23 protein-coding genes and 1 pseudogene are annotated in these 25065 nt (G+C 36.0%); 9 read left to right on the forward strand and 15 right to left on the reverse strand.

Features of this window, described 5'->3' with window-relative positions:
- The first annotated feature begins 40 nt into the window (after nucleotides 1–40).
- Together ACI6MV_RS20095 and ymzB are read left to right on the forward strand one after the other, a co-directional pair.
- Nucleotides 41–628: a TetR/AcrR family transcriptional regulator gene (locus tag ACI6MV_RS20095; protein WP_407272110.1), complete on the forward strand. Its 588-nt coding sequence runs from the start codon at nucleotides 41–43 to the stop codon at nucleotides 626–628.
- 77 nt (nucleotides 629–705) lie between these two features.
- Nucleotides 706–1062, forward strand: coding sequence for a protein YmzB (ymzB, locus tag ACI6MV_RS20100; RefSeq protein ID WP_407272111.1), 357 nt, complete (start codon nucleotides 706–708; stop codon nucleotides 1060–1062).
- Nucleotides 1063–1158: 96 nt separating this feature from the next.
- Here the strand turns inward: ymzB and ACI6MV_RS20105 are convergent, their stop codons facing one another.
- Both ACI6MV_RS20105 and ACI6MV_RS20110 read right to left on the reverse strand, forming a co-directional pair.
- On the reverse strand, nucleotides 1159–1398 hold the full coding sequence (locus tag ACI6MV_RS20105) for a hypothetical protein (RefSeq protein WP_407272112.1): 240 nt from the start codon (nucleotides 1396–1398) through the stop codon (nucleotides 1159–1161).
- A 219-nt stretch (nucleotides 1399–1617) separates the two neighbouring features.
- Nucleotides 1618–1902, reverse strand: a complete 285-nt coding sequence (locus ACI6MV_RS20110) for a hypothetical protein (protein WP_407272113.1) — start codon at nucleotides 1900–1902, stop codon at nucleotides 1618–1620.
- A 293-nt stretch (nucleotides 1903–2195) separates the two neighbouring features.
- Here ACI6MV_RS20110 and ACI6MV_RS20115 point away from each other — a divergent pair, with 293 nt between their 5' ends.
- A complete protein-coding gene (locus tag ACI6MV_RS20115; RefSeq protein WP_407272114.1) occupies nucleotides 2196–2708 on the forward strand; it encodes a DoxX family protein in 513 nt (170 codons plus the stop codon).
- A gap of 234 nt (nucleotides 2709–2942) precedes the next feature.
- On the opposite strand, the gene ACI6MV_RS20120 is transcribed toward ACI6MV_RS20115, so the two are convergent.
- The 7 genes from ACI6MV_RS20120 to ACI6MV_RS20150 form a co-directional block, all read right to left on the reverse strand.
- The gene (locus ACI6MV_RS20120) at nucleotides 2943–4022 is read right to left on the reverse strand and encodes a Ger(x)C family spore germination protein (RefSeq protein WP_407272115.1); all 1080 of its coding nucleotides are present in this window, start codon (nucleotides 4020–4022) and stop codon (nucleotides 2943–2945) included.
- Complete coding sequence (locus tag ACI6MV_RS20125; protein WP_407272116.1) at nucleotides 4015–5076, reverse strand: GerAB/ArcD/ProY family transporter; 1062 nt, start codon at nucleotides 5074–5076, stop codon at nucleotides 4015–4017. Before ACI6MV_RS20125 ends, ACI6MV_RS20120 begins: the two co-directional genes overlap by 8 nt.
- Nucleotides 5069–6403, reverse strand: coding sequence for a spore germination protein (locus ACI6MV_RS20130; RefSeq protein WP_407272117.1), 1335 nt, complete (start codon nucleotides 6401–6403; stop codon nucleotides 5069–5071). Before ACI6MV_RS20130 ends, ACI6MV_RS20125 begins: the two co-directional genes overlap by 8 nt.
- Before the next feature lie 316 nt (nucleotides 6404–6719).
- Complete coding sequence (locus tag ACI6MV_RS20135; protein WP_407272118.1) at nucleotides 6720–8393, reverse strand: ribonuclease J; 1674 nt, start codon at nucleotides 8391–8393, stop codon at nucleotides 6720–6722.
- 60 nt (nucleotides 8394–8453) lie between these two features.
- On the reverse strand, nucleotides 8454–8651 hold the full coding sequence (locus tag ACI6MV_RS20140) for a YwbE family protein (protein ID WP_407272132.1): 198 nt from the start codon (nucleotides 8649–8651) through the stop codon (nucleotides 8454–8456).
- Between the two features lie 151 nt (nucleotides 8652–8802).
- Nucleotides 8803–9738 carry an SDR family NAD(P)-dependent oxidoreductase gene (locus tag ACI6MV_RS20145; protein ID WP_407272119.1) on the reverse strand — a complete coding sequence of 312 codons (936 nt, stop codon included), beginning with the start codon at nucleotides 9736–9738 and terminating at the stop codon, nucleotides 8803–8805.
- An 83-nt stretch (nucleotides 9739–9821) separates the two neighbouring features.
- Nucleotides 9822–10400 carry a TetR/AcrR family transcriptional regulator gene (locus ACI6MV_RS20150; RefSeq protein WP_407272120.1) on the reverse strand — a complete coding sequence of 193 codons (579 nt, stop codon included), beginning with the start codon at nucleotides 10398–10400 and terminating at the stop codon, nucleotides 9822–9824.
- A gap of 136 nt (nucleotides 10401–10536) precedes the next feature.
- Here ACI6MV_RS20150 and ACI6MV_RS20155 point away from each other — a divergent pair, with 136 nt between their 5' ends.
- The 3 genes from ACI6MV_RS20155 to ACI6MV_RS20165 all read left to right on the forward strand — a co-directional run bounded on the left by ACI6MV_RS20155 (nucleotide 10537) and on the right by ACI6MV_RS20165 (nucleotide 13342).
- The gene (locus tag ACI6MV_RS20155; RefSeq protein WP_407272121.1) at nucleotides 10537–11256 is read left to right on the forward strand and encodes an AAA family ATPase; all 720 of its coding nucleotides are present in this window, start codon (nucleotides 10537–10539) and stop codon (nucleotides 11254–11256) included.
- A 283-nt stretch (nucleotides 11257–11539) separates the two neighbouring features.
- Nucleotides 11540–12418, forward strand: coding sequence for a PhzF family phenazine biosynthesis protein (locus tag ACI6MV_RS20160; protein ID WP_407272122.1), 879 nt, complete (start codon nucleotides 11540–11542; stop codon nucleotides 12416–12418).
- A 27-nt stretch (nucleotides 12419–12445) separates the two neighbouring features.
- Nucleotides 12446–13342 carry a PhzF family phenazine biosynthesis protein gene (locus tag ACI6MV_RS20165; RefSeq protein WP_407272123.1) on the forward strand — a complete coding sequence of 299 codons (897 nt, stop codon included), beginning with the start codon at nucleotides 12446–12448 and terminating at the stop codon, nucleotides 13340–13342.
- Nucleotides 13343–13477: 135 nt separating this feature from the next.
- Here the strand turns inward: ACI6MV_RS20165 and sspO are convergent, their stop codons facing one another.
- Nucleotides 13478–13633, reverse strand: a complete 156-nt coding sequence (gene sspO, locus ACI6MV_RS20170; protein ID WP_407272124.1) for a small acid-soluble spore protein O — start codon at nucleotides 13631–13633, stop codon at nucleotides 13478–13480.
- 72 nt (nucleotides 13634–13705) lie between these two features.
- The gene (locus tag ACI6MV_RS20175) at nucleotides 13706–15214 is read right to left on the reverse strand and encodes an HD domain-containing phosphohydrolase (protein ID WP_407272125.1); all 1509 of its coding nucleotides are present in this window, start codon (nucleotides 15212–15214) and stop codon (nucleotides 13706–13708) included.
- Between the two features lie 422 nt (nucleotides 15215–15636).
- Here ACI6MV_RS20175 and ACI6MV_RS20180 point away from each other — a divergent pair, with 422 nt between their 5' ends.
- A complete protein-coding gene (locus tag ACI6MV_RS20180) occupies nucleotides 15637–17439 on the forward strand; it encodes a sulfatase family protein (protein WP_407272126.1) in 1803 nt (600 codons plus the stop codon).
- A gap of 75 nt (nucleotides 17440–17514) precedes the next feature.
- Here ACI6MV_RS20180 and ACI6MV_RS20185 read toward each other — a convergent pair whose 3' ends face one another.
- Together ACI6MV_RS20185 and ACI6MV_RS20190 are read right to left on the reverse strand one after the other, a co-directional pair.
- Nucleotides 17515–19377, reverse strand: a complete 1863-nt coding sequence (locus ACI6MV_RS20185; RefSeq protein WP_407272127.1) for an LTA synthase family protein — start codon at nucleotides 19375–19377, stop codon at nucleotides 17515–17517.
- Nucleotides 19378–19488: 111 nt separating this feature from the next.
- Nucleotides 19489–21645, reverse strand: coding sequence for an FUSC family protein (locus ACI6MV_RS20190; protein ID WP_407272128.1), 2157 nt, complete (start codon nucleotides 21643–21645; stop codon nucleotides 19489–19491).
- A gap of 272 nt (nucleotides 21646–21917) precedes the next feature.
- Between ACI6MV_RS20190 and ACI6MV_RS20195 the strand changes: the two genes are divergently transcribed.
- Nucleotides 21918–22079, forward strand: coding sequence for a hypothetical protein (locus tag ACI6MV_RS20195; RefSeq protein WP_407272129.1), 162 nt, complete (start codon nucleotides 21918–21920; stop codon nucleotides 22077–22079).
- Nucleotides 22073–22765 carry a TolB-like translocation protein gene (locus tag ACI6MV_RS20200; RefSeq protein ID WP_407272130.1) on the forward strand — a complete coding sequence of 231 codons (693 nt, stop codon included), beginning with the start codon at nucleotides 22073–22075 and terminating at the stop codon, nucleotides 22763–22765. The genes ACI6MV_RS20195 and ACI6MV_RS20200 overlap by 7 nt, the downstream gene beginning before the upstream one ends.
- A gap of 241 nt (nucleotides 22766–23006) precedes the next feature.
- Here ACI6MV_RS20200 and ACI6MV_RS20205 read toward each other — a convergent pair whose 3' ends face one another.
- Together ACI6MV_RS20205 and ACI6MV_RS20210 are read right to left on the reverse strand one after the other, a co-directional pair.
- Nucleotides 23007–24047, reverse strand: a complete 1041-nt coding sequence (locus ACI6MV_RS20205; protein ID WP_407272131.1) for a DUF3231 family protein — start codon at nucleotides 24045–24047, stop codon at nucleotides 23007–23009.
- A 101-nt stretch (nucleotides 24048–24148) separates the two neighbouring features.
- Nucleotides 24149–25000: pseudogene (locus ACI6MV_RS20210) on the reverse strand (DegV family protein).
- Nucleotides 25001–25065: the final 65 nt, after the last annotated feature.

Here is a 25065-nt window from a genome sequence, read left to right on the forward strand (position 1 = left end):
ATTTCAAAAATTTTATTAAACTAATGTTGAGGTGAAAGCAATGGACGGTTTTGAACGACGAAAACAAATAAAGAAGAACAGTATCCTAAAAACCGCATTAGATCTATTTATGATGTATGGTGTACAGAAAGTATCCATTGCACAAATTGCTATGGATGCAAGTGTCTCTCAGGTTACAATTTACAATTATTTCGAAAGTAAGCACAATTTAGTTCATGAAGTGATTATTTATTATGTAGAAACCGTATGGAGTGAAATAGAGCAAGTCTTGGACAGCACTGTGGCTTTTCCAGAAAAGATTAAGTTACTTGTTTTTAATAAAAAGCAGTCGGCTGATCAAATAAATGAAGGATTTTATCATGAATTCATGAAAGATTATGCAGCAGGAAATAGTTATATAGAAGAATTTTACGCAAAAAAAGTTTTTCCGAAACTAATTGCCCTTTTTGATGAAGGAAGGGAAAAAGGTTACATTGACGCTTCGATTTCGAATGAAGCGATTTTATTTTATATACAAATGTTAAAGGAATCAATGCAAAAAGAAGATGTTTATCAACAGATTTTGCCGTATACAGAAGATATAACAAAACTGATATTTTACGGTATTGTTGGTAATAAGGAAAAATAGATCGGCAGTTGAAAATTATTTAAACTGCCTGCATGATAACGCCCTTCTTGGAAAATCTAAAGCTAGGAGGGATGACGATGACAGAGCAATACTTATCTGTAGAACAATTTAATGAAATGTTACAGCAATGGCATGGGAAAAAAATTAAGATTTCCAAAGATGAACTCGATGATCATGATGAAACAATTCTGGAATTAAACTCGATTTCCTACACTAAAAACACGAGACGAATCGATGATTATGAACCAATGAACTCCATCGTATTTAATGGTACAGGTAAAATACAAACGGATGATAGTCAACTCCAGCCCTTACCCTCTTCCTATTACGAAATCCCACTTGAAGATTCGACGTTATACCAATATGACGAATCACAATTTTCGTTAATTACCGATAGAGGGAATTATACAATTGAGCTTGCCAACGAAATATAAACTGTTTCACTAAAAAAGTGCCAGGACCATTGGATGCTTGTCCAAATTGGTTACGCGGCACTTTTTTCATTTTCATTCTAAACATTTACTCTAATTCTATACAAGTGGCAAAACTGCTTGCCACCAAACAAACACTGCAAATGCTAATGTCGACAAGGTCACTATTCTACGGATAAGGTTTTTTATGGCTTTTGGCATCAAAGGCATAAAGAATAAAACAAATCCTGTAATGGTCGTCGTGATGAGTAGAAGTACAATCACAAAAACAACTAAATATAAAATGGCCGTATTCATACTATTTACATTATCATTTAACATATTTTGCAGGAACTCCATGCGCTCACTCCTTTACCAAATCTACTTAGAGTTAAAATCGAAACGATGCTTTGCTTTATATCTATGAGAAATGTCTATCACTCATTACAAAAAATTCTGTAATTTGGTATAAGATATGAGAAGAGTATATATAAAGAAATATAAGAGGAAAAATCAAGTGAGAGGATTGGAGGCTAAAAATCTGGTATGATTTTTATTAATTGTAAAAATGAAAGCACACTAATTAGAAGTTTCTAACTTATGAATCGCCATATCATGCTTTGATACTTCATTTCGAACATAATCAATTTCTACACTATTATTTCTAGTCTCTTTCAGCAGTTCCTTGTGTCTTTTTGCACTTAATGCTTGCTCTTGCTCAAACTTTTGTTCTTGCCTATCAAATCGCTGTTCCAACCTATCCATCCGCACTGAAAAGCTATTCATTACTTTATTGGTTTCTGCAACCATTTTAATAAGTTGTAGCATATGAGCTTCTATTCGGTCTAAACGTTCTTCTATCATAAAAGTTCACCTTCTTTCAAATTCTTGTACATCCAATTATACGAGACTTAACTTCTCTTTACAATTTAAAATTTAGGGAGTGCTTACAGAATTACCAAATCACAAGGAATATCAACCACTTTTTTCCGTTTTCACTAAGATGTCAAAAAGTTATTACTTAATTGTGAATTAGTGAACAAAGTTATTTTCGATACTTTCTACACGTGTTAATATACAAATATAGAAAACAAACAAGAATTCTTGAACAATTAAATGTGAAATGTTGAACAATATTAATTAAGGAGTGATTGATGATGTTAGAACTATTAAGAAAAAACAATCTTGTTGCTGGTCTGTTGACTGTTATTCGAGTCTATCTCGGGTACACATGGCTTACTGGTGGATGGGGGAAAATTACCGGTGGAGGATTTGATGCTAGCGGATTTCTACAAGGGGCAATTGGTAAAGCTACTGGAGAACACCCTGCTGTGCAAGGCTGGTGGGCAGTATTTTTAGAAAACGTCGCACTTCCTAATGCAGATTTGTTTACGATACTAGTTATGTGGGGTGAATTGCTCGTTGGAATCGCATTAATACTTGGCTTGTTTACCAACTTTGCGATTCTTATGGGCTTAGCCATGAACTTCGCGTTCGTATTCAGTGGTACAGTCAGCACCAATGGACAAATGATTTTGCTTGGTATGTTCATTCTTGTCGCTGGGGCTAATGCAGGTAAGTATGGTTTAGACAGATACACACTGCCCTACCTTAAAGCACGATTTGCAAAAGTAACTCACAAACAAGTAAAAACACCTGCAGAGGTTTAAATTGAAGGCTGTTTTCTAAGAGATTGTTGTTAATGGGCAAAACAGATAAACTTCGTCGTAACGTAGTGCTCGTGATTTTCGCTCCAGGCAGTCGCTTTCCGGAGCGGTGCAAGCACTCTCCAAACTACGACGGATATTATTTCAAATATGACAAAAAAAACAACAGACTCTACGAAAAGAGACAAATTGAAAAAGCGTACAGCCAAATCGGTTGTACGCTTTTTCATAGCAGCATTAGTTACTTGGTTCTTTTAAGTTCCCTTCATTTTGGATGTCGACTGATACGTTAAACTGATACGATAAATTCGGATAGTATTCGGATCGCCACTTCGATAGATCTGAACTGTTAATTTTGTTTCGAAAAAATTTTCCTGTCCCTATAATATCTGCCTGCTGTTCTTGAAGCTCCGAGAACATGCTATCAAATCTCACTTTTAGCAATTCCCTTAATTGCTGCTTAATTAATTTTTCCGAAGTTGTACCTCTCGTTTCAAGAACCATTACTTTAAATTTTAAATTAATGATTAACTCAGGCCTACTATCAATTAATTTACTTTGATAATCGACCGTATTACCCAATATGACAACACTTGCATCGTCGAGTACCTCTATCTTCCCTTGTGCACTTTCTTCCTTTAATGCATTAAATAGCAGCGTTTCATTCGAATCAATAGTTTCCACTACTTTTCCATCTTTCAAGACAGCAGACCCTATTTGCTTTATTAATGTCGTTTCACCAAGTGCAATCATTGGAATCACAGTATCTTGTGTATTAGAATGGATACTTTTATAAACCTGCCACACCCTTGTTAACGCAATTTGTGGATCCCAACCAGAATTCTTTTCAAAGTGATCTATAGGAATTGTTTCTGTTTTTCCTGGATCTTGTTTCATTGTTTGAAAAAAATGATCAATGTCACCTTCAACAATTGTCATTAACGCCTTTGACGATACATCTCTTGATCGCATAAAGCCTGATACGAGATCATTTAATCCGCGTTCAGCAATTTTATTATCCACTACTATTACTTTCACGTGAAGTAAATCAACGCTCGCTTCCATATCCGCACTAATATTATTGACTATCTGATTAACAGTTCTACCTTGTCCTATGACTACTTCTGTGTCAATCTTGCCATTATTAACTTTTGCGATTTGTAGATAAATTTTATATTCATCATCCTCTGCCGAAATACCTACGGCAACTGGCATGATCCGGTGATTGATATCTTTCGTATCCCAACACCCACTTAGAAATATTAATATTGACATCAAAAGAAAGGTTTTAAATGTTGATCCTATTCTCTTAGACATTTTTCTTCCTCATTCCAATCCAAATAATAGATATTGGTACAGTAAACAGCACATACAACCTTAAAACCGTATTCCATTCAAAGAGCTTATCTACATCACTCCAGTTAGGAATAAACAAACAGGTTATAAAAATTAAAATTGATATGAATATGATTATAAAGGCAGGCTTCCATGTTGGAAGAAAGTAATGAACTATTCTTGCAGATTTCCACAAAACCAGGGAGATAAATAACATAATAAATATGATCATACTTAGCATGAAAAATATCGTCATCCGATCAAACATAAACCAAGTTATATTAATCGCATCAATGGCCATGACAAATGGAAACAGAAAATTAGATGCCGTTGATGATCCGAATGTTAGAATTGGTATATAAACGGATAGAAAAAAACAAGGCACAATAGCCGCAATTGCTATTATCACTTTGCTTCTTTGAAAGGAAAAATATGGAGGGATAAATCCAAGAAATAAAAAACCACCACCAATTGCAAAAAAGCTCTTCAAATAGGAGGATTTTGTAAGAAATGAAAAATCGTTCACAGTTGCTGGATAAAAATTGTACCAATCAACATTTTGAAAAGAGATTATTAACACAAATAACACTAAAGGAAAAAACAAGAAAGTGGTCAAGTAACCTGTTCTAAATATAGCTTCTACACCTTGTACTGCCAGATAGCAAGAGGAAAATAGCAATAAGAGCATCACCGACCAAAGAGGCGTTTTTGATAAGAATACGATAATTATGATTTCCGCATAAGCTCGTACGGATATTATAATAGCCATAACAAAATAAAAGAAGATCGGTATTAAAAATAAGATAACAACCATTTTTCCTGTATTAGCATAGATAGATATGATATCTTTACCGGGGAAATAACTTAGCCCTTTCATAAACACAATTACTATCAAAAAGTGAACGATTACACCTACGCTAATCGGTATCCAGTGACCATAGACTGTGCTTTCCATAATATCAGCTGGATATAAGAAAAAGATTAGACCTATATGGACTAGCATGTACATAGAAATGACTTGCAAACTCTTATCCACTTTTTATATCTCCTTTGCTCGTATTGAAATTCAAATAAGGCACGCCAAAAGTATTTATACTAGCTAAATAGGAAGATACGAGAAATACACCTACCAATATTCCCATCACACCAAAGATCGAGGCTAATATTAAAATCAAATATTTAAACAAACGAATAGCTATCGAATTTTGAATACCAACAATAGTTGAATTTGCTATTGTGACAGCCGCTAATATAATAATCAGTAAATTACTTACTAACATCGCTTGGACAACTGCTTGTCCTAAAATAATTCCACCAACCATCGTAATTGTTGGTCCAATACTTTTCGGAAGTCGTACACTAGCTTCAAGAATAAGTTCTAAAATTAGTAGCATAAACATGATTTCTATTAATGCAGGATATGGAACGCCTTCACGACTTTGGGCAACTGATAGTGCAAGTTCAATCCGTAACACTTCAGGATTAACAGAAACCAAAGCAACATATAGGCCGGGTAGAATAAGCGTTATTAAAAACCCAATAAAACGTAACGTCCGTAAGGAAACCATCAATGGAAAAGTGAAATTACGGTCACTTTCCAGACTAAACATATCCCAAATCACACTTGGGATCACAAGTGCATACGGCGTCCTATCCATGAACAAGATGATTCTTCCTTTTAATAAAGCTATACTTGCTTCTTGTGGTACTGCTGTTGTGTTAATTTGTGACATCACATTTCGAGAAGATAAGCCTAGCATTTTAATCATATCTTGAATATTGTAAAGCTCTTTATCACTATTTTGTTCTATATGTTGAATCACTTTTTTAATAAGTTCTCCATTCGCGCCATTATTATAATAAAGAAGCGATATACTTCGCTTATTGTCCTTACCGATAGAAAAATGTATTGTTTTCAACTTCTCAGATACAATCTCTTTTCTAATTAATCCAATATTAATATTGCTATCCTCGTTAAAAGCGTTTAACGGGCCTTGTAAAACACTCTCGTCCACGGGAGCCTCAATAGATCGATTAAGCTTTTGTTCAATTGGATTCACGACAATCGCATAATTAGCTTCATTTTCTAAGCAAATAATTAGCTTTCCTTGTAAGATTGCTGTTTGAATATCTTCTATCTCTGTTTTAGTTTCACCGATATATTTTAATACACTATGAATATCAGTTTTTACACCCTCTGCATTACGAAGTTGCTCCTTTATACTATCTAACGTTCTTGGTAAATTTATTAAGGAGTTAATGCCAATAAAAGTTATATTCTCATGATTGAATTTGTGATCAATCTTAAAAAAATCATTATCATCAGTAAAATACTGGTTGATTTGCGCCAAAATAGAATACATAGCCTCTGCTTATCCTTTCATTGGTGAATTCCTTCATGTATTGTTCCCGAGATCTATATATCTAATACAGTATGCTTAGCAATGAGAGGGGAGCCGATCAAGTAATACTGGTAAAGTGCTCACGAAGATATATTTTGGACAGACACGGATGATTAGCGTTTTGGTTTATAACATTGGGATTTACTGAAAGGAGGTAGGTGCAGTAGCTATCTTGGCAAGCCTTGACAATAAAGCTAATCACAAAGAAATGTGTAGTTTAGTCAGAGAAAAGTATCATTCACATGATCTACTAACCTTCCCCTGACGCTTTGCTTCATCACACTTCAATAATAATAGGTAATACCATCGGTTTTTTCTTCGTTTCTCTAAATACATACTGTCCAACTGATTTTCTAATATTTTGCTTAATTGCTTTCCATTGATTTCGATTTTCCTTCTCAACATCATGACATGCTTTTTTAATCAAACGATTAATCTCTGCCATGAGCTCTTCCGATTCACGCATGTATACAAATCCACGCGAAATGGTGTCAGGCTCTGAAATCAACTTTTTCTCAGATCTGCTCATCGTTAACACAGTCACAAGCATGCCATCCTCAGATAGCTGCTTTCTGTCACGCAATACAACTTCACCCACATCATCGATACCAATCCCATCAACGTATGTATTCCCAGCCTGTACACTTCTTGTTTGTCTGGCAATACCGTTCTCGATATCAACAACATTTCCATTGTTCATAATGAATGTATTTTCCTTCGCCACACCAACGGATTCTGCTAACATCTGATGATGGTGCAGCATTCTTAATTCACCATGGATTGGAATAAAATATGTTGGCGCCATTAAGGTGAGCATCAGCTTTAAGTCTTCTTGATAACCGTGCCCTGATACGTGCATACCAGTCGCACTTCCTGAACCATAAATCACTTTAGCACCAATCGAATATAGATTATCTACGATCGTTGTAACATTCGTTTCGTTACCTGGTATGGGACCAGCCGCAAGAATAACGGTGTCTTCTGGTAAAATTTCTGCACCGCGAAAGTTATTGGTTGATAATCGTGAAAGTGCAGCCAATGGCTCACCTTGACTACCCGTACAGATTATTGCAACCTTTGCTGGGTCCATATCCATAATTTCCTCTTTATCGATTAACATGCCTTCTGGAACGTCTAGATATCCCCTTTTCATCGCAACATCAACGACATTTTCCATACTTCTACCAAGCAAGGCAAGCTTCCTGCCAGTTTTTTTGCAGGCTTCAACAACCTGTTGGACGCGATTAACGTTGGAAGCAAACGTCGAAACTATAACTTTGCGTTCCGCTTTTCGGAAAGCTTCCTCTACATGTTCACCGACAATTCGTTCTGAAGGAGTAAATCCTGGCCGTTCAGCGTTAGTACTCTCTGACAATAATAAGAGCACTCCTTGTCTTCCGATCTCGGCCATTTTATGAATATCGGAGTGTTCGTTATTGGCAGGAGTTAAATCAAATTTAAAATCTCCTGTATGTACAATATTACCTTCTGGCGTGCGGAAGACGATGCCTAGACAGTCGGGAATACTATGATTTACTTTGAAAAAGTTGACACGAATGTCACGGAAATCAAGTTCAGAATCAGAATTAATTTCTACTAACTCCGTTTCTCGTAATATTCGATGTTCTTTTAATTTCAACTCAATGAGACCAAGTGTAAATCTTGTTGCATAGACAGGTACATTCATTTTCTTTAAGAAAAATGGAATCCCACCAATATGATCTTCATGTCCGTGTGTCACAATTAAAGCACTTATTTTATCTTTGTTTTCTTGTAAGTAAGTTACGTCTGCAATGATTAAATCGATTCCCAATAAACTCTCGTCAGGAAACTTATTACCACAATCGATGACAATAATATCATCACCATATTCAATGGCGTACATATTTTTTCCAACCTCATGTAAGCCACCTAAAGCGAATATCGATAATGGTTGTTTTCTTGTGCTCAAAGATATATCCCCCTCTATTGACTAATGGGCTTATTATGCACCAATTGGGGGTTGGTTATGCTACGAATTTATGACCTGCTGGACTCTACCAACTTGCCCATCTTCTAACCTCACTTTAATTCCATGGGGATGGGAAGGAGACTTAGTTAAAATATCTTTGACTATTCCTCTCGTTAGCTTGCCAGAACGTTGATCCTTCTTTAACACGATATCTACAGTAATTCCTGTTTTTATATTGTTACGATTTTTACCATCCATGATTAACTTCCTTTCCAAAATCAGTTCACTCTATTTATTGTATACATTTTCACTTTTATGCACCAGACTAGTGCTATCTATCTTGATAATAACACTAGTCAATCACATCTGGAAAAACCTACATAAGCTCATTTGTACTGCTTTTACGATTTTATTTTGTAATTGCCATATAGTCGATTGTCTGCTTTAATCCTTCTTGATACGAAGTTGCTGGAACAAGCCCAAATTCATTTTCATATTTTTCTCCAGACAATACAACTGGATCTTCATTTAAATAATACATTTCTACAGCTTCTCTCATCATCCGGTTAAACAAACCTAAAAAGCGAATCATGTTTTTCGTAACAGTGGAGACAGGCTTATTATAGTTCGTAATTGTTCTTATTTCAGCAATCATTTCCTCACCAGTTATAACACCGTATCCTGGTATATTCCAATTCTGTCCGTATGCTTCTTCACACATGGCCAGCTCTACGATCGCTTTTGCACCATCAGGAGTAAATATAAATTCCCTGCCCAGCTTCTGATTACCAACGAACATTGCCTTTTTATTATTAATAACACTTGTTAATGTATAATGAATCAACGTATTTTCTGCGTTCGGACCATAAAAGTCAGGGAAATGGGCAACAACCGCAGATACACCAGATTGCTTAATTTTCTTTTCCACACTAAGCCTTACTTTTCCTTTCTTCGTATTTGGTGATTTTGATGTTGCTTCTGTTACTTTTTGTTGATTAGTTTTTCCATACGCATAAATATTATCGACAACGGCAAGCTTAGCTGATTGTGCTTTTGTGACCTCTAAGATAATTGCGGTTAGCTTTGGTAACTCTTTTTCCCATTGATAATAAGGAATGTTAGATGCTTGAAAAATGACATCTACTCCTTCAGCTGCAACCATCAATGATTCGCAGTCAAATGCATCCCCTTTTTTAATCGTCACTTTCGAATCATGTTGGAATAACCTTTCTAACTTTTCTTGATTTCGTGCGAAAGCATTAACTTTAATCCCCCTACTAGTTAATTCGTTTACAATCGCATAACCCATTCCACCAGATGCACCGATTACTAATGCTTTTTTCATCTTAACGCCTCCCCTTTTATTAACCACTGTTCAATTAAAGAGTAAAAAAATTTACTTAGCCAATTTCATTTAGTAAAAAGTAATTATGAAATTGGCTCTATTCCTTTTAACAAAAATTTCACATGTGCTTCCGCAATACCACGAACCTCACTATAGTTATTTACAGTTCTACAATAGTGCGTAACAAACCCATGTAACGATAAAAATACCGACCAAATATCTTGTAAGGACATCTTTTTACCAGACAATATAAAGAGACTTTGCGCAAATTTCTGATAGCTCTTATTCGGTCCTTCACTTAAATAAAACTGAACCTCTTCATCTTTAATTAAGAACATAATTTCATAATGACTTTGATGTGTTAAACCGAATTCTATGAAACCAAGCATAATTTGATGAAGTTTCTCTCTATCATATAGGTGTTGTTCCATGATGGAATCCAAAATCTCATTAAGAATTTGGAAATGGTCTTCTACCATGGCGTAAAATAACGCTGCCTTGTTTTTGAAATGGTAGTAAATTGCTCCATGACTATACTTTAATTCTTGTGCAATCTGCCGCATGGAAACATGCTGATATCCTTTTTTTGCAAATAAGTCTCTTGCTGCTTCCATAATCATTTCTTTTGATAATTCTCGATCTACTGCTTTTCTAGGGGCCATATATCCTCCTTTATTGACCAGTGTATAATTAAATAATATGCTCTAATTTTAAGAATGTCAACATTGATTATGATAAAATAAATCTTGAAGTTTCTGTTCGTATAGTAAGATAATCCAAAGTTTGCAGGTGATACCATTGTTTCTTAAAAGAATAACCTTATTACGAGATAGCATTTCTTCATTTAGCAAATATCCATTTTCGATCCCGTCTATTCATAATATGGATCAGTTAGATTTAACGAACAAGGTTACCTTTTTTGTTGGAGAAAATGGTTCAGGGAAATCTACCTTACTAGAAGGAATTGCAGATAAATGCGAGTTTAATACAGCTGGAGGCAGCAGAAATAATGTGTATGATGTACATGCTGCAGAGTCAGTTCTCGGTGACCATATTCGGTTATCATGGCTACCGAAAGTCACGAATGGCTTTTTTCTACGAGCTGAATCGTTTTATCACTTTGCCACCTATATAGAAGAAGTGGATGAGTCAGGATTTAAAGATTACGGAGGTCGTTCGCTTCATCAGCAATCACATGGAGAATCGTTTTTATCTTTGTTTATGAACCGTTTTAAAGGGAAAGCATTGTACTTATTAGATGAGCCAGAGGCGGCGCTCTCTCCACAAAGACAATTATCTTTTCTGCGCATTCTTCATGAGTTGACCAGTGATGGCGATTGCCAATTCATCATTGCTACCCACTCTCCTATTTTACTCGGGCTTCCGAATGCAACAATATTAAGCTTTGATGAAGGGCACATTAATGAAATTGAATATGAAATGACAGACCACTACAAGATAACTAAATACTTTCTACAACACAGAGAAAAGTTCTTGGACGACATACTGAAGGATTGATCTCTAGAGAAGATCGCTACTTGCATCTTTTTCACCTTTTCTTTACATCTTGTACATTAAGAGGTTGTCCAAAAAGTCCCCATTCTATCATGATGATTATTCAAGTAGCATATTGACGTCGAAGATTGGATTCAGCCGAGAAATCTGGTCCTCTTTTTTCTAGCTTCATCCAATCTTCTCGATTCTAAAAATAGAACTTTTTTAACAAATAATAATGGAGTATTAGTGATTTCGAAGCATACTTTAACAAATTAATTTATCGTTAACAAAGGAGATCGACCAATTGAAAAAATTGACTTACTATATTGTTGATGTATTTGCTGAACAAAAGTATCAGGGCAATCAATTAGCTGTATTCTTTGCCACAGAAAACCTATCAACGGAAGAAATGCAAAAAATAGCAAATGAAATGCACTTTTCCGAAACAACATTTATTTTATCCAAAGACAAACAAAACAACGGGTATGATGTACGAATTTTTACACCAGAATCCGAAATCCCTTTTGCTGGTCATCCAACTATAGGAACTTCGTATGTAATTAATGAAGCTATCGAAAAAGGCGAATCTGATAATCTTCTATTAAATTTAGGGATTGGCCAAATTGCTGTACAAATTGACCGTAGACGAGAATTAATATGGATGACGCAAAAATCTCCTACCTTTGGACAAACGTTTGATCACACGGTAATTGCTGAGATTCTCTCGATTAAACCAGATGACATCAATCTTGATTTTCCGATTGAACATGTTTCTACAGGCTTACCTGCGATTATTGTGCCTTTAAATAACTTAAAAGCCTTAAAGCAATGTTCGATTAATCATGAAAAATTCAAAGCGTTCTTAGAGAACTACTCCTCTCTAAATATATTAGTATTTTGTAATCAAACCTATGAAACTGGAAATGACCTAAGCGTTAGAGTATTCGTCGACGAGACAGGATTTCCGGAAGACCCTGCAACCGGAAGCGCCAATGGGAACTTAGCAGGCTACCTTTTGCAGCACAGTTATTTGCGCCAAAGTTCGTTGGATATCCGGATTGAGCAGGGCTATGAAATAGGTAGACCTTCGCTGCTTTATATGCTTGCGAATAAAACTGGTCACGCTTTTTCAATACAAATCGGCGGCAAGGTATTCCCGGTTGCAAAAGGGGAATGGTTATAATCTTATCTAAGACAAGAGGGAATTATTATGAGAAAAATAGACGTGTATCATGTTGATGCTTTTACAGACCAGGCATTCGGCGGCAATCCTGCTGGTGTTATTCCTGAAGCAGGAGATTTATCAATGGAAGAGATGCAAAAAATAGCAAATGAATTAAATCTATCGGAATCAGCATTTTTATTTCCTTCAAATAATCCTGAAGCTGATTTTCGGATTCGTTATTTTACTCCAGCTGAAGAGATTGATTTTTGCGGACATGCAACTATCGGCATGTCATGGATACTGGCGACAGCTTACGACTGGGCCGACAAAGTAGAACAGGTTATATTGGAAACAAATGCAGGGCTTGTTCCTGTGAAATGGGTGAAGGAAAACAACCAACTTACCGCAGTATCAATGACACAGCGCGCTCCACAACTACAAAATGTGGAAGATGACCCTGTGAAAATTGCAGAGCTAGTTGGCGTGAAACTAACTGATCTAGACGACCGCTACCCGATAAAAATAAGTAATACCGGCGTTTCACATCTGCTCGTCCCTATTAAATCACGTCTTGCAATAGATACAGCAGAGCCTAAACTGAAACGACTACAAATGATGAACAAGCAATATCAAGTTTCGACTACACACTTATTTACATTTGACACAGACGGAGAATTTGATATTTACACAAGGGATTTTTGCCCGAATATTGGCATTGATGAGGATCCAGTAACTGGTGCAGCAAATGGTGCACTAGCGGGGTACCTATACTTAGAAGGTTTTGTTTCTAACCATGAGACGCATCAATTTAAGATTGGACAAGGCCATGCGATTAACAGACCTGGCACGCTTTATGTGACAATCACTCCTCATGAAGATAAACCAATTATCGAAGTAGCTGGTTCCGCAGTTACCACTATTGAAGGTACAATTACAATCTAGCTGGGTGTCAATTGGCTCTCTTTTTACCGTCAAACGTATGGAGTATAGTATTACTTTTATATGAAGAAGAAGAAAAGACTACTCTTGCCAAAAATTAAAGCATACAACCTGATGGTTGTATGCTTTTTTGAACCTTTACTGTCGCTTTTTCGTTTTCTTATTATGCGCCTTTTCGTTGGGCGTTAGTGGTTCATTAGCTGCTTCATGATCAAATTGAGTTGATCGCTTACTTCTAACTGCTTGTTCATCACTAATACCACCGTTATACTGATTTTTCGCTTTTTTGCCCATTTAAGCCACCTCCATACGATTATTTTGCCAATTTCAATTTACATTATCCAAAATCAGCTTTATAAATCGGTGCTAGCTTGATTCAACTTCCATTTCAGATTTATTTTCTTCCATCCAATCTAAAAAATGTTGAGCAAGTAACGGATCCCATTGGCTGCCTTTGCCATTTTCTATAATGTTCATTGCTTTTTCTATAGGCATTTTATTACGATAAGGTCTATTGGATGTCATTGCGTCAAATGCATCGGCAACAGCGAGTATCCTTCCAAATAACGGGATCTCCTCTCCTTTTAACTGATCAGGATATCCTTTTCCGTCAAAACGCTCGTGATGATATCTGACACCTGGAATAAATGCTTGCATCACATCTTGTGGTTTTATTTCTTCAAGAATATTCGTCCCAATTGTTGGGTGCTGTTTAATGATGTCAAATTCAATGTCAGATAATTTCCCGTCCTTTAACAATACTTCATCTCTAATTCCTATTTTACCGATATCATGCAATAATGCCGATTTTTTTAATAACCCTAATTCATGAGTTTGAAGCCCATATTTCTTGCCTATCTCTACGGCATAGTTTGCAACCCGGATAGAATGCCCAGCTGTATAAGGATCTCTGGCATCCAACGTAGCAGCAAACACCGTGAAAAAACTGTCCACTAAATCCGAGTTCATTTCATCTCTATGCTTAATAGAGGCAACCATGTGATTAAAACCGGATACTAGCTCTGAGAATTCATCTGAATAAAAATCACTAACCTCATTTAATTCACCATTTTGAACCGTGTGCATCCCCTGTATCATTTGATCGATCGGACGCTGGATTTCTTGCGTTAACAAGAATGAACCAATGATAGAGAAAATAATCGCTAAGACGATAATCACACCCGCCCATTTCCAATATTCGACGATAAATACAGTGTCCAACTGAACAAGGCGAACTTGATTAGCTAATCCAAAAAGTAAAATCGGAAATACTCCAATAAATAAGGCACTAATAAAGAACTTCATGCGAATAGATATAATAACATTGCCCTTAAGTGATAGATTCTCGTTGTATAAAGCTAGTGCTTTTTGATTAATGCTACTTATAATATGACGAACATTTTTCGCGGTTAAAAAGAATTCAATCATCCCATGCATAAACGCAATTAGTAACGCTCCTATCCATGCTAATCCAATATAGCTATATGGTAACGATAATTGACCACTGTGAATAAAAATGCTAGTAATCAAGGATGACGGAACGGCTAGACCAAGAAAATGAGGAAGCATAATTCGCTTAAAGGTTAACACAGGAAAATGATGTGCCCGTATAAAAGCCTGCTCAAGCTCGTCCAAAGTTGGATTTTCAGCTTGATAGATAGCTTTAATCGGAAAAATGTGTGATCTGAACACGATAAACTCCATGCCAAACATGATCACGATCGAAACAATTAATGTACAAACTAAAAGGAAGTACTCTTTTCCTGATAACTGTAACGTGGAAAAAATAAACGTACTTCCTACTAAACAAACGGCAATGATCGAACCTAGTATGTAATTTATTATCAATGATTTTTGGAAATGATTAAACTCCATATAAAAACTCTCTTTTCTGCAAAAATGTATAAAACTATTGATAATATTATAGCATAAAGATTATCGCAAAAGCCTACAACTAAACTTAGCTATAGGCTTTTTTGATTAACTAGTATTTTTGAGCAACTATCCTCTTACTAGCTTTGTACGTATTTTATTTGAGAATAACTCAAAAATTAAAATTAACACAACAAGGCCAAACAAATCAATATAGAGTCGACTTCTGACATCCCCAACATCCACCATCAAGTCGCCATCCTAATATCATGTGTAACACAGCGAATTTACGTAGATTTTCCTGCATCGAATAAGCAAATTATCGCTACAAACGCCCCTTAATGTGATATCCAATCAACTATAATAGCAACTGAATATACTATGACTACTAATCTAATCAATATAAATAAAGGAGCTAATAAAAAATGAGTCATTCAAATGAAAAATGGAATACTGGGCATAAAAAAAGACCCAATTTCCTGTTCTTCGTTGTCGATGAGGAACGGTTTCCGTCTGTCTATGAAAATGAACAACTTCGATCGTGGCAAAAAGAGAATTTAAAAACGCAACAGCTTTTACGTGAAAATGGAATGACATTTCTTCACCACTATATCGGAAGTACAGCATGTTCTCCGAGCCGCGCAACGCTTTTTACCGGGCAATACCCTTCTCTTCACGGGGTCTCCCAAACAGCTGGAGCAGCAAAAGGGGCTTTTGACCCAGATATGTTCTGGCTTGATGCAAATACTGTCCCTACGCTTGGCGATTATTTCCGTGCTGGCGGTTATAAAACTTTTTGGAAAGGAAAGTGGCATATTTCTGAGCAAGATATACTGATTCCTGGAACATACAATGCCTTGCCGAGCTACAATACAGTTACGGGGGTGCCTGAAAGAGATCTTGTACAAGAATATTTGAATGCCAACAGGCTAGATTCTTATGGGTTTTCAGGATGGATTGGTCCCGAACCGCATGGATCAAACCCTCGAAATTCTGCCTCATCAGCGGCAATCGGTGTCAGTGGTCGGGATGTCGTGTACGCTGATGAAGTTGTCAGATTAATAGAAACGTTAGATAAGCAAGCTGAAAACGGCGATGAAAATCCGTGGCTAGTTACGTCATCCTTCGTAAATCCGCATGATATCGCCTTGTTTGGTCTGTTTGCGCGTTTAAATCCATCGTTTGATTTCGAAATAGATCCTTCTGTTCCATTTATCCCACCTGCTCCAACAGCGGATGAAACGTTATTAACGAAACCCTTGGCTCAGCGAAACTATCGTGAAGTCTATCCACAAGCATTACAACCAACAAAAGATAGTCTGTTTTATCGACAACTTTACTATTCCTTACAAAAAAGAGCAGATCAAAATATGTATAAAGTATTCCAAGCATTAAAGCAATCACGATTTTACGAGGATACAATCGTTGTATTTACGTCCGATCATGGGGATTTGTTAGGTTCACATGGGGGATTATTTCAGAAATGGTATAACGTCTATGAAGAATCGATTCATGTACCTTTCATTATTCACAGCCCGAAGCTTTTTTCAAGTGAAGAAACTACGGATACGCTAACAAGTCACGTCGATATCATACCTACACTGTTAGGTCTCGCAGATATTGACGTGAATAAAGTTCAAAGACAGTTGAGTAGAGACCATACAGAAGTACACCCGCTTGTTGGCCGAGATTTAACACCTTTGTTATATCACCAACATGATTTTGACCGCGCCAATGAACCTCTATATTTTATGACAGATGATGACGTTACAAAAGGATTAAACCAAGTGACCATCACTGGTGAACCTTATCAATCCGTCATCCAACCGAATCATATAGAAACCGTCATTACAAAACTTCGAACAGGTGAAAACAATCAAGAAGAAATATGGAAGTATTCACGTTACTTTGATAACCCGCAGTTTTGGAGTAATCCCGGGGTCGCAAATGTAGATACTAAGCAAACTGATTCTATTAAGATTTCTGATAATACAGAAGCTATTATCTCGGTACAAACCACAAAGACCGAACCAGTTCCTGATCAGTATGAGTTATATAACCTTACGAAAGACCCATTTGAAGAAATAAATCTGGCCCATTTTGAACATAAAACAGAGGAAACAAAAATGATTGAAAAAAGTTTAAAAATAATACTTGAAGAGCAATGCCGTCAAAAAAGACTATATCCAACAAGTGGAAATGTCCCAGGCAAACCATCTTGTAATTAATAAAACCCTAGTGTCAGTTTTGTAAGTGGCGTTTCCACTTTAATGACTGACACTAAGGTTCCTATTTCCTATTTCCTATTCATTAAATCTTAACAAATTCCCATAAACAACTTCATCGGAATAATTTAGTTCCTTTAATACTTTTTCTTCTATTGGTCCACAAGCAGATAGCTTATCTAAACCAAGATCAACTTCCATCAATTCTCCTGTATCCCGATCATAACAACTTTCTTTCGTATACACATATTCATCACTTACGAAGCTTCCGTCCCTTAGGGCGATAAACTCTTTGCGATCATCTGAGAATAAATCAGTACCGAAATTAATATCTCCTTTGGTATCGACACCAAGCAAGTGTAAAAGCGTCGGTTTTACATCAATTTGACCTGCAATTTTTGACATAACCTTACCATCTTCACCTGGTATGTGAATAAAAAATGGTACTCGTTGTAATTGAACCGTATCATAATCCGTTAATTCTTTATCCAAATATTCACCAAGTGCTTCATTTTCATATGCACTAATCCCGTAATGATCACCCATTAACACGATGATTGAATTCTCATACAAACCCGCTTGCTTTAACTCATCAAAAAATTGCTTTATCGCTTCGTCTGTATAGCGAACCGTTTGAAAATAGTTATTCACTGTTTCTGATTCTGAGTTAAACTTTTGAATAGAAGCCTCTTCCGCACTTAGTTCGAACGGGTGATGATTCGTTAAAGTAATAAATTTCGAATAAAAAGGCTGTGACATTGATTGTAAATATTTAATCGATTGATCAAAGAATTCTTTATCTTTTAAGCCCCATCCTACTGTATTTTGTTCTGTTACTTCATAGGCCGACTCATCATAAAAATTATCATAACCCAACGAATCATACATTACATTTCGATTCCAAAATCTACTATCGTTAGCATGAAAGACAGCAGAGTAGTAACCTTGTTCTCCCAAGATTTCCGGCATTGCATCGTACTCATTTTCTCCTCGCACAAAGAAGACGGCTCCACCAGGAAGTGGATATAAAGAATTCTCTATTAAAAATTCTGAATCCGAAGTTTTCCCCTGTGCTGTTTGATGGTAGAAATTCTCAAAATAATAACTGTTATCTTTCAACTCATTTAAAAATGGGGTTACTTCCTCCCCATTCAAGGTGTTATCTATAACAAAACTTTGGAAGGACTCTAAAGAGACAAAGATAAGATTCTTGTCCTTAGCAATTCCAAATAACTCTGATTCTTCATCACTTTTTACATTTGCGTTCACGTATTCTTTTATTCTAGGGATCTTCGTACCATCAGCAAAAGCCCTTTGGGATGTGGTAAAAGATTGTTGAACAATGTCATATAGATGAAAATTATATACACCAATATTCTTCACTAAATATTCGCGATCATATGTGCTTTGAAACAACTGAGGGCGTTCTAATTCTGCTAATAGGTAGTTACCAAGTAGCAAAACGATTGACAAACTTACTACTAAGAGCTTGTTTTTTCTAGCATAATGAGTTGTTATTCGATCTTTGTATTTACTACTTATATACCAAATAATAATAACATCGATAAATAACACCAAATCTGACAGAGAAACTAAACTAACCGCACTATTCCCAACATCTACTGCATTACTCGCTTGGAATAAAATTGGTATTGTAATAAAATCCGTAAAGTCGCGATAAAACATCACATTCGCCCACAAAATGATTGATCCAACCAACGTGCCATAGCAAATAAATCTTCTTTGATTTTTATCTTTAAGCCATACACTTATTCCGTAAAAAACAAATGCAGACACAAACGGATTAATTAACAGAATAATAGCTTGCAAGCCATTTTCTATCGATAACTTAAACACAAATACATAAACGATATATGTTTTTAATCCGAATAAAATACTCGCAATAAGATAAAGTGGTAATTGGAGTTGCTTTCCTTTCATGTTATCCCCCTTTGTATCCAATACTATGAAGTTACTATAGTAACAGTATACGAATTCGTAGAAATTGTAAATAGAGTTCCAGATTTAATACATTGAGCAGAGAGTATTCGTTTATACCTCTTCTGCTCCCAATTCACTTGCTAACATAATTATTGCTGTGTTGATCTTCCAAACATAATATAGATGATGAATAAGGTCACCATTAGCCACTTTATTATCTGGAGCAAGTTGTTCGATTCGAGTTCTATGTACAGATAGATTATACACCTCATACTGTCGCTCTGTCCCTTTTACTAATGTACATAGCACCTCTATATTATGTTGTAGCTTTTCTTCGACTTGAACAAAATCGGCAGCTAATTTTTGCGGATAGTCAAATTCCTTTTGATAAGATGATGCCACTAAATGCTTTGCATAATAATTGATTGCCGTAATAGTCGTTATAATCTGTCCAACATTAGAATCACTAAATACACTTGGCCTTTGAATAAATGGTTGAGCGGAATTGTTTATCGCATATAATTTTTGATCCAGTTCAAAAGCACTTCCGGAAAGCCACTTAACATCAACGGTAACACTAAATCGCTTAACATAATCCAAAACATAGCGACGCAGCTCTACTAAATAGATTACAAAGCTGTCCGTTACTTTATCCTTTGTTGTTGTTGGAAAAATAACTGCAGAAACAGCTAACGCAATTAAAGCACCAACAACAGTATCGACCACGCGGGCACCTAATAGATGAAAACTAATACCTCCAAGCAAAATATCATACATAAATGCAATTAATATTGTAACGAATAAACACATAAGTGTATAGGAGACAGCGAAAAAGTAAAATGCCAAAAACACTACGATAAATAATAATGTTACTTCAATTTCGGTATTTCCAGATAATAACTTCGCTAAAAATAAACCAATAACTGCACCGAATATCGTCCCTAAAGATCGTTGGAATCCTTTTATATAAGTTCGACCTACCGATTCCGTTCCAAGTAAAACAAAAAGAGTAGTCAAGATGATCCAGTACGGCTGAATTGGAGATATGATGTAGCCCGCAACAATCGCAATCGTTCCTGCTACTAAAGCTTGTAATGCTTTTTTTGTTGTGACTTTTAAACCTGTTTCATTTCCTTCGTTACCAGCATTTTCTTCCACCAACAACGGGAAATCCTCGCCTGGTCGGTTACCGCCTTGAAGTGCCTGTTGCATGTCAACTGCACTATCAATGACATGATTGGCAATCGACTCGATACGTCTGATTAGGAATAGCCAACTATTTTCATCAAGCCGCAGATCCATTAACAATAGCCGTAATGCCTGCACAGCATTTTCTGCCTCTACTAGATGTTGTGCTTTGTAGTTTGGAGCTAACACCTCCGTATCTCGAAGTGTTTTTACGACCCAGCCAAGTATTCGTCTCAACTCTTCTGTTTCCAGCGCATCTGCTTGTTTTAGTTGTTTCAGTACATCAGTTAGCGTTTCTACTAGCATTGATGTATCAAACAGATAAAGTCTTAATTGGGATACTGTTAGACCTGGCCAAATCGTTTGTACATCTTCCTCATTCAAATCTCCCGACACTTCTCTAGCAAAAGCACGCAATCGATGCATATTTTTCTCCAAAGATTGGGCTCTACTCTTGTTCAAATTAGGATTTTTTATAACGTTAATAAGTTGATTTAATGTTAGATTAGCTTGTAAGTGATAAGAATCCATGCTTCTTCTCAACACAGCTGCAGAATTTTTAAAAATAATAAAATTATACAAGTATGCAAACGATACACCGACAACTACCCCCACATAAAACCAAGGAAGTTGGCTTGTAGATATGTTTAATAAGGATGACATATAGGATGTCATAAATCCAAGCAAGCCCATGGTGAAATAACGAGATCCAAATCGTGAGAAGTAGAAAGCACAGAAAATTAATAGAACAAGCAATGTGCCAGTATAAAAGGCATTTCCCGACAATATAGAACCGACAGTAATCCCGAAAACTGCAGCCAATCCAAGAAACAAGGTTGTTATTTGCTTCTGTTTTTTCGTTTCATCCATTACAGCAAAAATGCCAAGTAAACCGACCATACCTGCTATTATAGCTGGGGTAAACAAACTACTGCCGGAGATGATTAATATAAGCTGCATTGAAAATACGGAAGAGATTAGACTTAATGTGATTTTACTCGCTTGTATGAATCTTTTTCTGCCAGGATCGGAAGCAAGTAGCATTCCTAACCAAGCATACTTTATTTGTATGTGTTTCATGTTTGTATCAACCTTTGTATTAGCTTATCTCATTATTATCGCAAATTAATGACCATTTATAAAGCATCACTAACAAAACGAGAATATTTGTAATCATTAGATAGCTATTCACGATATAGTTTGGATACAGGTTAATCCAACTTCTATCCTGATATTTAATAGAAAATCATTATTAGGAAATTGACTTAGTCAGTAAAATTTATTAAAAGTGAAATAATCATATGTAATAATCGACTAATTAGTAACAGATGCATTTTATAGGGGGAGCAAGGATGTCTGACAGCAACATATCAGAGTGGTTTTACCAATATAACAAAGACATATACCACTTTCTAATTTACTATACAGGTTTCTCTGATGCAGAGGATTTAGTTCAAGAAGGTTTACTGGCGGGGCAGCAGCAATTATTACGTTGTTACTTTTCTCTTTGTTAATTGTATCCTCTTTACAAAGTGGACAGTCTACAAACAAACTATATTTTAATAACCCCAATTTTTACAGTGCAAAAGCATCAACAGTAGATGAGATTGCGTTGGATTCTTACCATTTTAATGTAGTTAATGACAAACTACAAATCACGAGTGACAACACACAATTCACCATTGATTTACCAACAACATTTGTGAAGCTGAAAAGTATCCAACTATCATATGATCACCAGTATGTCGCTTATGACTTAGAGGTAACAAACGGCACAAAAATATACGTTGTTAACTTACTAACTGGTGAGCACACAAATGTATCTGATACTGTCGGTTACGTGTATGACTACTCAGGGTATGAGGTGCCTTATGGTATTGCTTGGTCTCCAACAGAGAATATCCTTGCTTTTGTTGGTGGATACGATGGTTCTACTCGTGTCAATATTTTTCATTTCGAACACGATGGAAGCATGCAATCTAAGAACGGCTCACTTGCATATCAACGCGAATTACGTGGAGTTAAATGGGCAAAGGATGGCTCTTCTATCTACTTTCTCGTTGAATCTGGAGTAGCAGCCGATAAAAATACCCTTTATCAAACAAGTATTGAAATAACAGACGGTTACATGTACGGTGATACAATTGAAAAAATAAAAGAGCTTGATCAAGAAGAATCTGATGCATGGTTAAAAAATTAATGTGAACGCGCAGAGCGCCGCTTAGGAACGAATCGACTGAGATAAAGGAATCATGCCCCGCTTAAGGGGTATACCGAAGCTGGACGACAAGTCCGCTTTTAATCGACTTCCATAAAACTAGAATCGATGATGATTCGTAGGGCGATTCGTGAAGTCGTGTAATTTCTGGCGCTCGGAACTAGACACCGCTAAAAATTTATCCATTAAATAAAGGCTCTCCTAATTGAGAGCCTTCCCAAACTCAATGTCCATCTTTCGCAAGTTTTTTTCGATCTGCAGCTGTTGGTGGTTCTTCAAGCCAGCCATGATCGATTATTATGTTCATTCCTTCATCAGCATATTTAGCTATACCAACTGCAAGCGAAGTAAATTGGAGATGGATATCATGTCGCATTATTTTAGAAAGAGCTGTTCCATAATTTTGCAGCCCAATTGCATTCGCCAAAGATGTATGATACAGCATTAACTTATCAGAAAAAGGTGGCACGGTTGAATCGGTTAGGTGTGCATCCATTATCTTAGGTGAAGGTAGATTCTCATTGAAAAGAAAATCTCCTAATTTTCGAATTTGCTTATCTGCGAGCTCCGAGCCTTCCTGAAAATACTTTCTTAGTTTTTCAGAAGTTGCGATTTGACTAAATGACAACATCATTGATTTACCTAAAGTATTTGTATTAATATTAATTTGCAAATGCTTAATTTCTAAAGCTGTTAACGGTCTCGATTTTCCAGCTATTAATGTGATAAACGAATTCTTTTCTACAAAGTCGGTCTTTTTAGGGTATGGAATAATTGGAGGAACGATATCCATCCCTTTCGAAAGCAACAAGTGAGTTCCTTTTTGATAAGTTTCAATGGTATCTTTGACACACATGTCAAAATAATCGATAATATCTTGTCGAGAAGAAGATGTAAGTGCACTTGCATATGTTAATAGACCGGCTTTAGACATTTCTGTAACATAGAAAGCGACAAACATATCACTAAATAGTGCCGGTGCGTCTCTTCGAATATCTTGCTCACCAAAACCAACCGGTACCGGTATATTTTCTTTTTTATATATTTCTTTAATCATAGTCAAATGCTTGGCCGCTGTATCTCTAGCGAATATGATAAACGCTTTGATTTCTTCATCTTTAACGACCTCTAAATGATGTTCAAATACACATTTAAATAAGGAATCCCCCAAGTAATTTGCAAATAAATCTCCTAATTCAGAAGACGCCAATTTCTTGTTTTGTTGATGTTCTTTTAACCTTTCTTCGAATCCTTCCGATTCCATCAATTAATCCTCCTAATGTTTCCTTTAGGAGATAGTATTTGATATTAAACTAAAATTATTAGTTCAATGATGGAAATATCTTTGAATAGAAATAGCTGCGGTTAATTTTCTAATTGCCAAAACAAAGCAACTGTACCCTCCCCACCATGAACTGCCAACGAGGAGCTTATTTCTCCAATCGCAATTTCAATTCCAGGAATTTCTTCTTCGATAATTTCGAATAGTTCTGTTGCCTTATCCAATACATTTCCGTGCATAATTCCTACTTTTTTAACTTTATGTTCCGCACATGAATGCTTTAAAAGCTCTACAATTTTGTTCGTTGCTTTTTTCTCTGAACGAATTCTCTGCTGTAAACCAAGCTCCCCTTGTGCATCAATGGTAAGAATCGGCTTAATTTGAAGTACATTTCCTAACAGGAATTGAGCACCCGACATTCTTCCCCCTTTATATAATTGCTCTAGACTTCCTAATAAAATTAAATTCTTAGACCTATCTACATCTTCTCTAAGTGTAGTAGCAATAGCTTTAACAGCAACACCATGTTCAGCTAGCTCAATCCCTTAAGTAATTAATGGAGTTATGCCATATGAAAGTGATAAAGAGTCAATCACTTCAACATCAAATTCAGCCTGTTCTGCTCCTGCTGTTGAGCTTGAAATCGTTCCACTTAATTTATTAGAGACATGGATCGCTATAGCATGGTCATATTTCTCTTTTAAATTTTCATAAAGCTCCTGAAACTTTCCAACTGAAGGCTGCGAGGTCTTAGGTACCTCTTTGTTATTGCGAATAATGTCATATAGTTGATCTGAATGAAGATCTATCCCATCTTCATATTCCTGCCCCTCGCTAATAACTACAATAGGTACTACATATACATCTGGATGCGCTTTCAATTCTTCCGTTAAAAAAGCTGTACTATCGGTAATAAACGCAATTTTATTGTTCATATGAAACCCTCCCTTAAAACTCTGACTATTTAGATTATACTTTATTTATTAAATAATACCAAGTT

Source organism: Radiobacillus sp. PE A8.2 (genome assembly GCF_045635475.1).
In the GTDB taxonomy this organism is placed as follows: Bacteria; Bacillota; Bacilli; order Bacillales; family Amphibacillaceae; genus JBJGXI01.

Coding starts and splice junctions, on each gene's coding strand:
- ACI6MV_RS20095 (WP_407272110.1), top strand. CDS start 41: ATGGACGGTTTTGAACGACGAAAACAAATAAAGAAGAACAGTATCCTA.
- ymzB (WP_407272111.1), top strand. CDS start 706: ATGACAGAGCAATACTTATCTGTAGAACAATTTAATGAAATGTTACAG.
- ACI6MV_RS20105 (WP_407272112.1), bottom strand. CDS start 1,398: ATGGAGTTCCTGCAAAATATGTTAAATGATAATGTAAATAGTATGAAT.
- ACI6MV_RS20110 (WP_407272113.1), bottom strand. CDS start 1,902: ATGATAGAAGAACGTTTAGACCGAATAGAAGCTCATATGCTACAACTT.
- ACI6MV_RS20115 (WP_407272114.1), top strand. CDS start 2,196: ATGTTAGAACTATTAAGAAAAAACAATCTTGTTGCTGGTCTGTTGACT.
- ACI6MV_RS20120 (WP_407272115.1), bottom strand. CDS start 4,022: ATGTCTAAGAGAATAGGATCAACATTTAAAACCTTTCTTTTGATGTCA.
- ACI6MV_RS20130 (WP_407272117.1), bottom strand. CDS start 6,403: ATGTATTCTATTTTGGCGCAAATCAACCAGTATTTTACTGATGATAAT.
- ACI6MV_RS20140 (WP_407272132.1), bottom strand. CDS start 8,651: ATGGATGGTAAAAATCGTAACAATATAAAAACAGGAATTACTGTAGAT.
- ACI6MV_RS20145 (WP_407272119.1), bottom strand. CDS start 9,738: ATGAAAAAAGCATTAGTAATCGGTGCATCTGGTGGAATGGGTTATGCG.
- ACI6MV_RS20150 (WP_407272120.1), bottom strand. CDS start 10,400: ATGGCCCCTAGAAAAGCAGTAGATCGAGAATTATCAAAAGAAATGATT.
- ACI6MV_RS20165 (WP_407272123.1), top strand. CDS start 12,446: ATGAGAAAAATAGACGTGTATCATGTTGATGCTTTTACAGACCAGGCA.
- sspO (WP_407272124.1), bottom strand. CDS start 13,633: ATGGGCAAAAAAGCGAAAAATCAGTATAACGGTGGTATTAGTGATGAA.
- ACI6MV_RS20175 (WP_407272125.1), bottom strand. CDS start 15,214: ATGGAGTTTAATCATTTCCAAAAATCATTGATAATAAATTACATACTA.
- ACI6MV_RS20180 (WP_407272126.1), top strand. CDS start 15,637: ATGAGTCATTCAAATGAAAAATGGAATACTGGGCATAAAAAAAGACCC.
- ACI6MV_RS20185 (WP_407272127.1), bottom strand. CDS start 19,377: ATGAAAGGAAAGCAACTCCAATTACCACTTTATCTTATTGCGAGTATT.
- ACI6MV_RS20190 (WP_407272128.1), bottom strand. CDS start 21,645: ATGAAACACATACAAATAAAGTATGCTTGGTTAGGAATGCTACTTGCT.
- ACI6MV_RS20195 (WP_407272129.1), top strand. CDS start 21,918: ATGTCTGACAGCAACATATCAGAGTGGTTTTACCAATATAACAAAGAC.
- ACI6MV_RS20205 (WP_407272131.1), bottom strand. CDS start 24,047: ATGGAATCGGAAGGATTCGAAGAAAGGTTAAAAGAACATCAACAAAAC.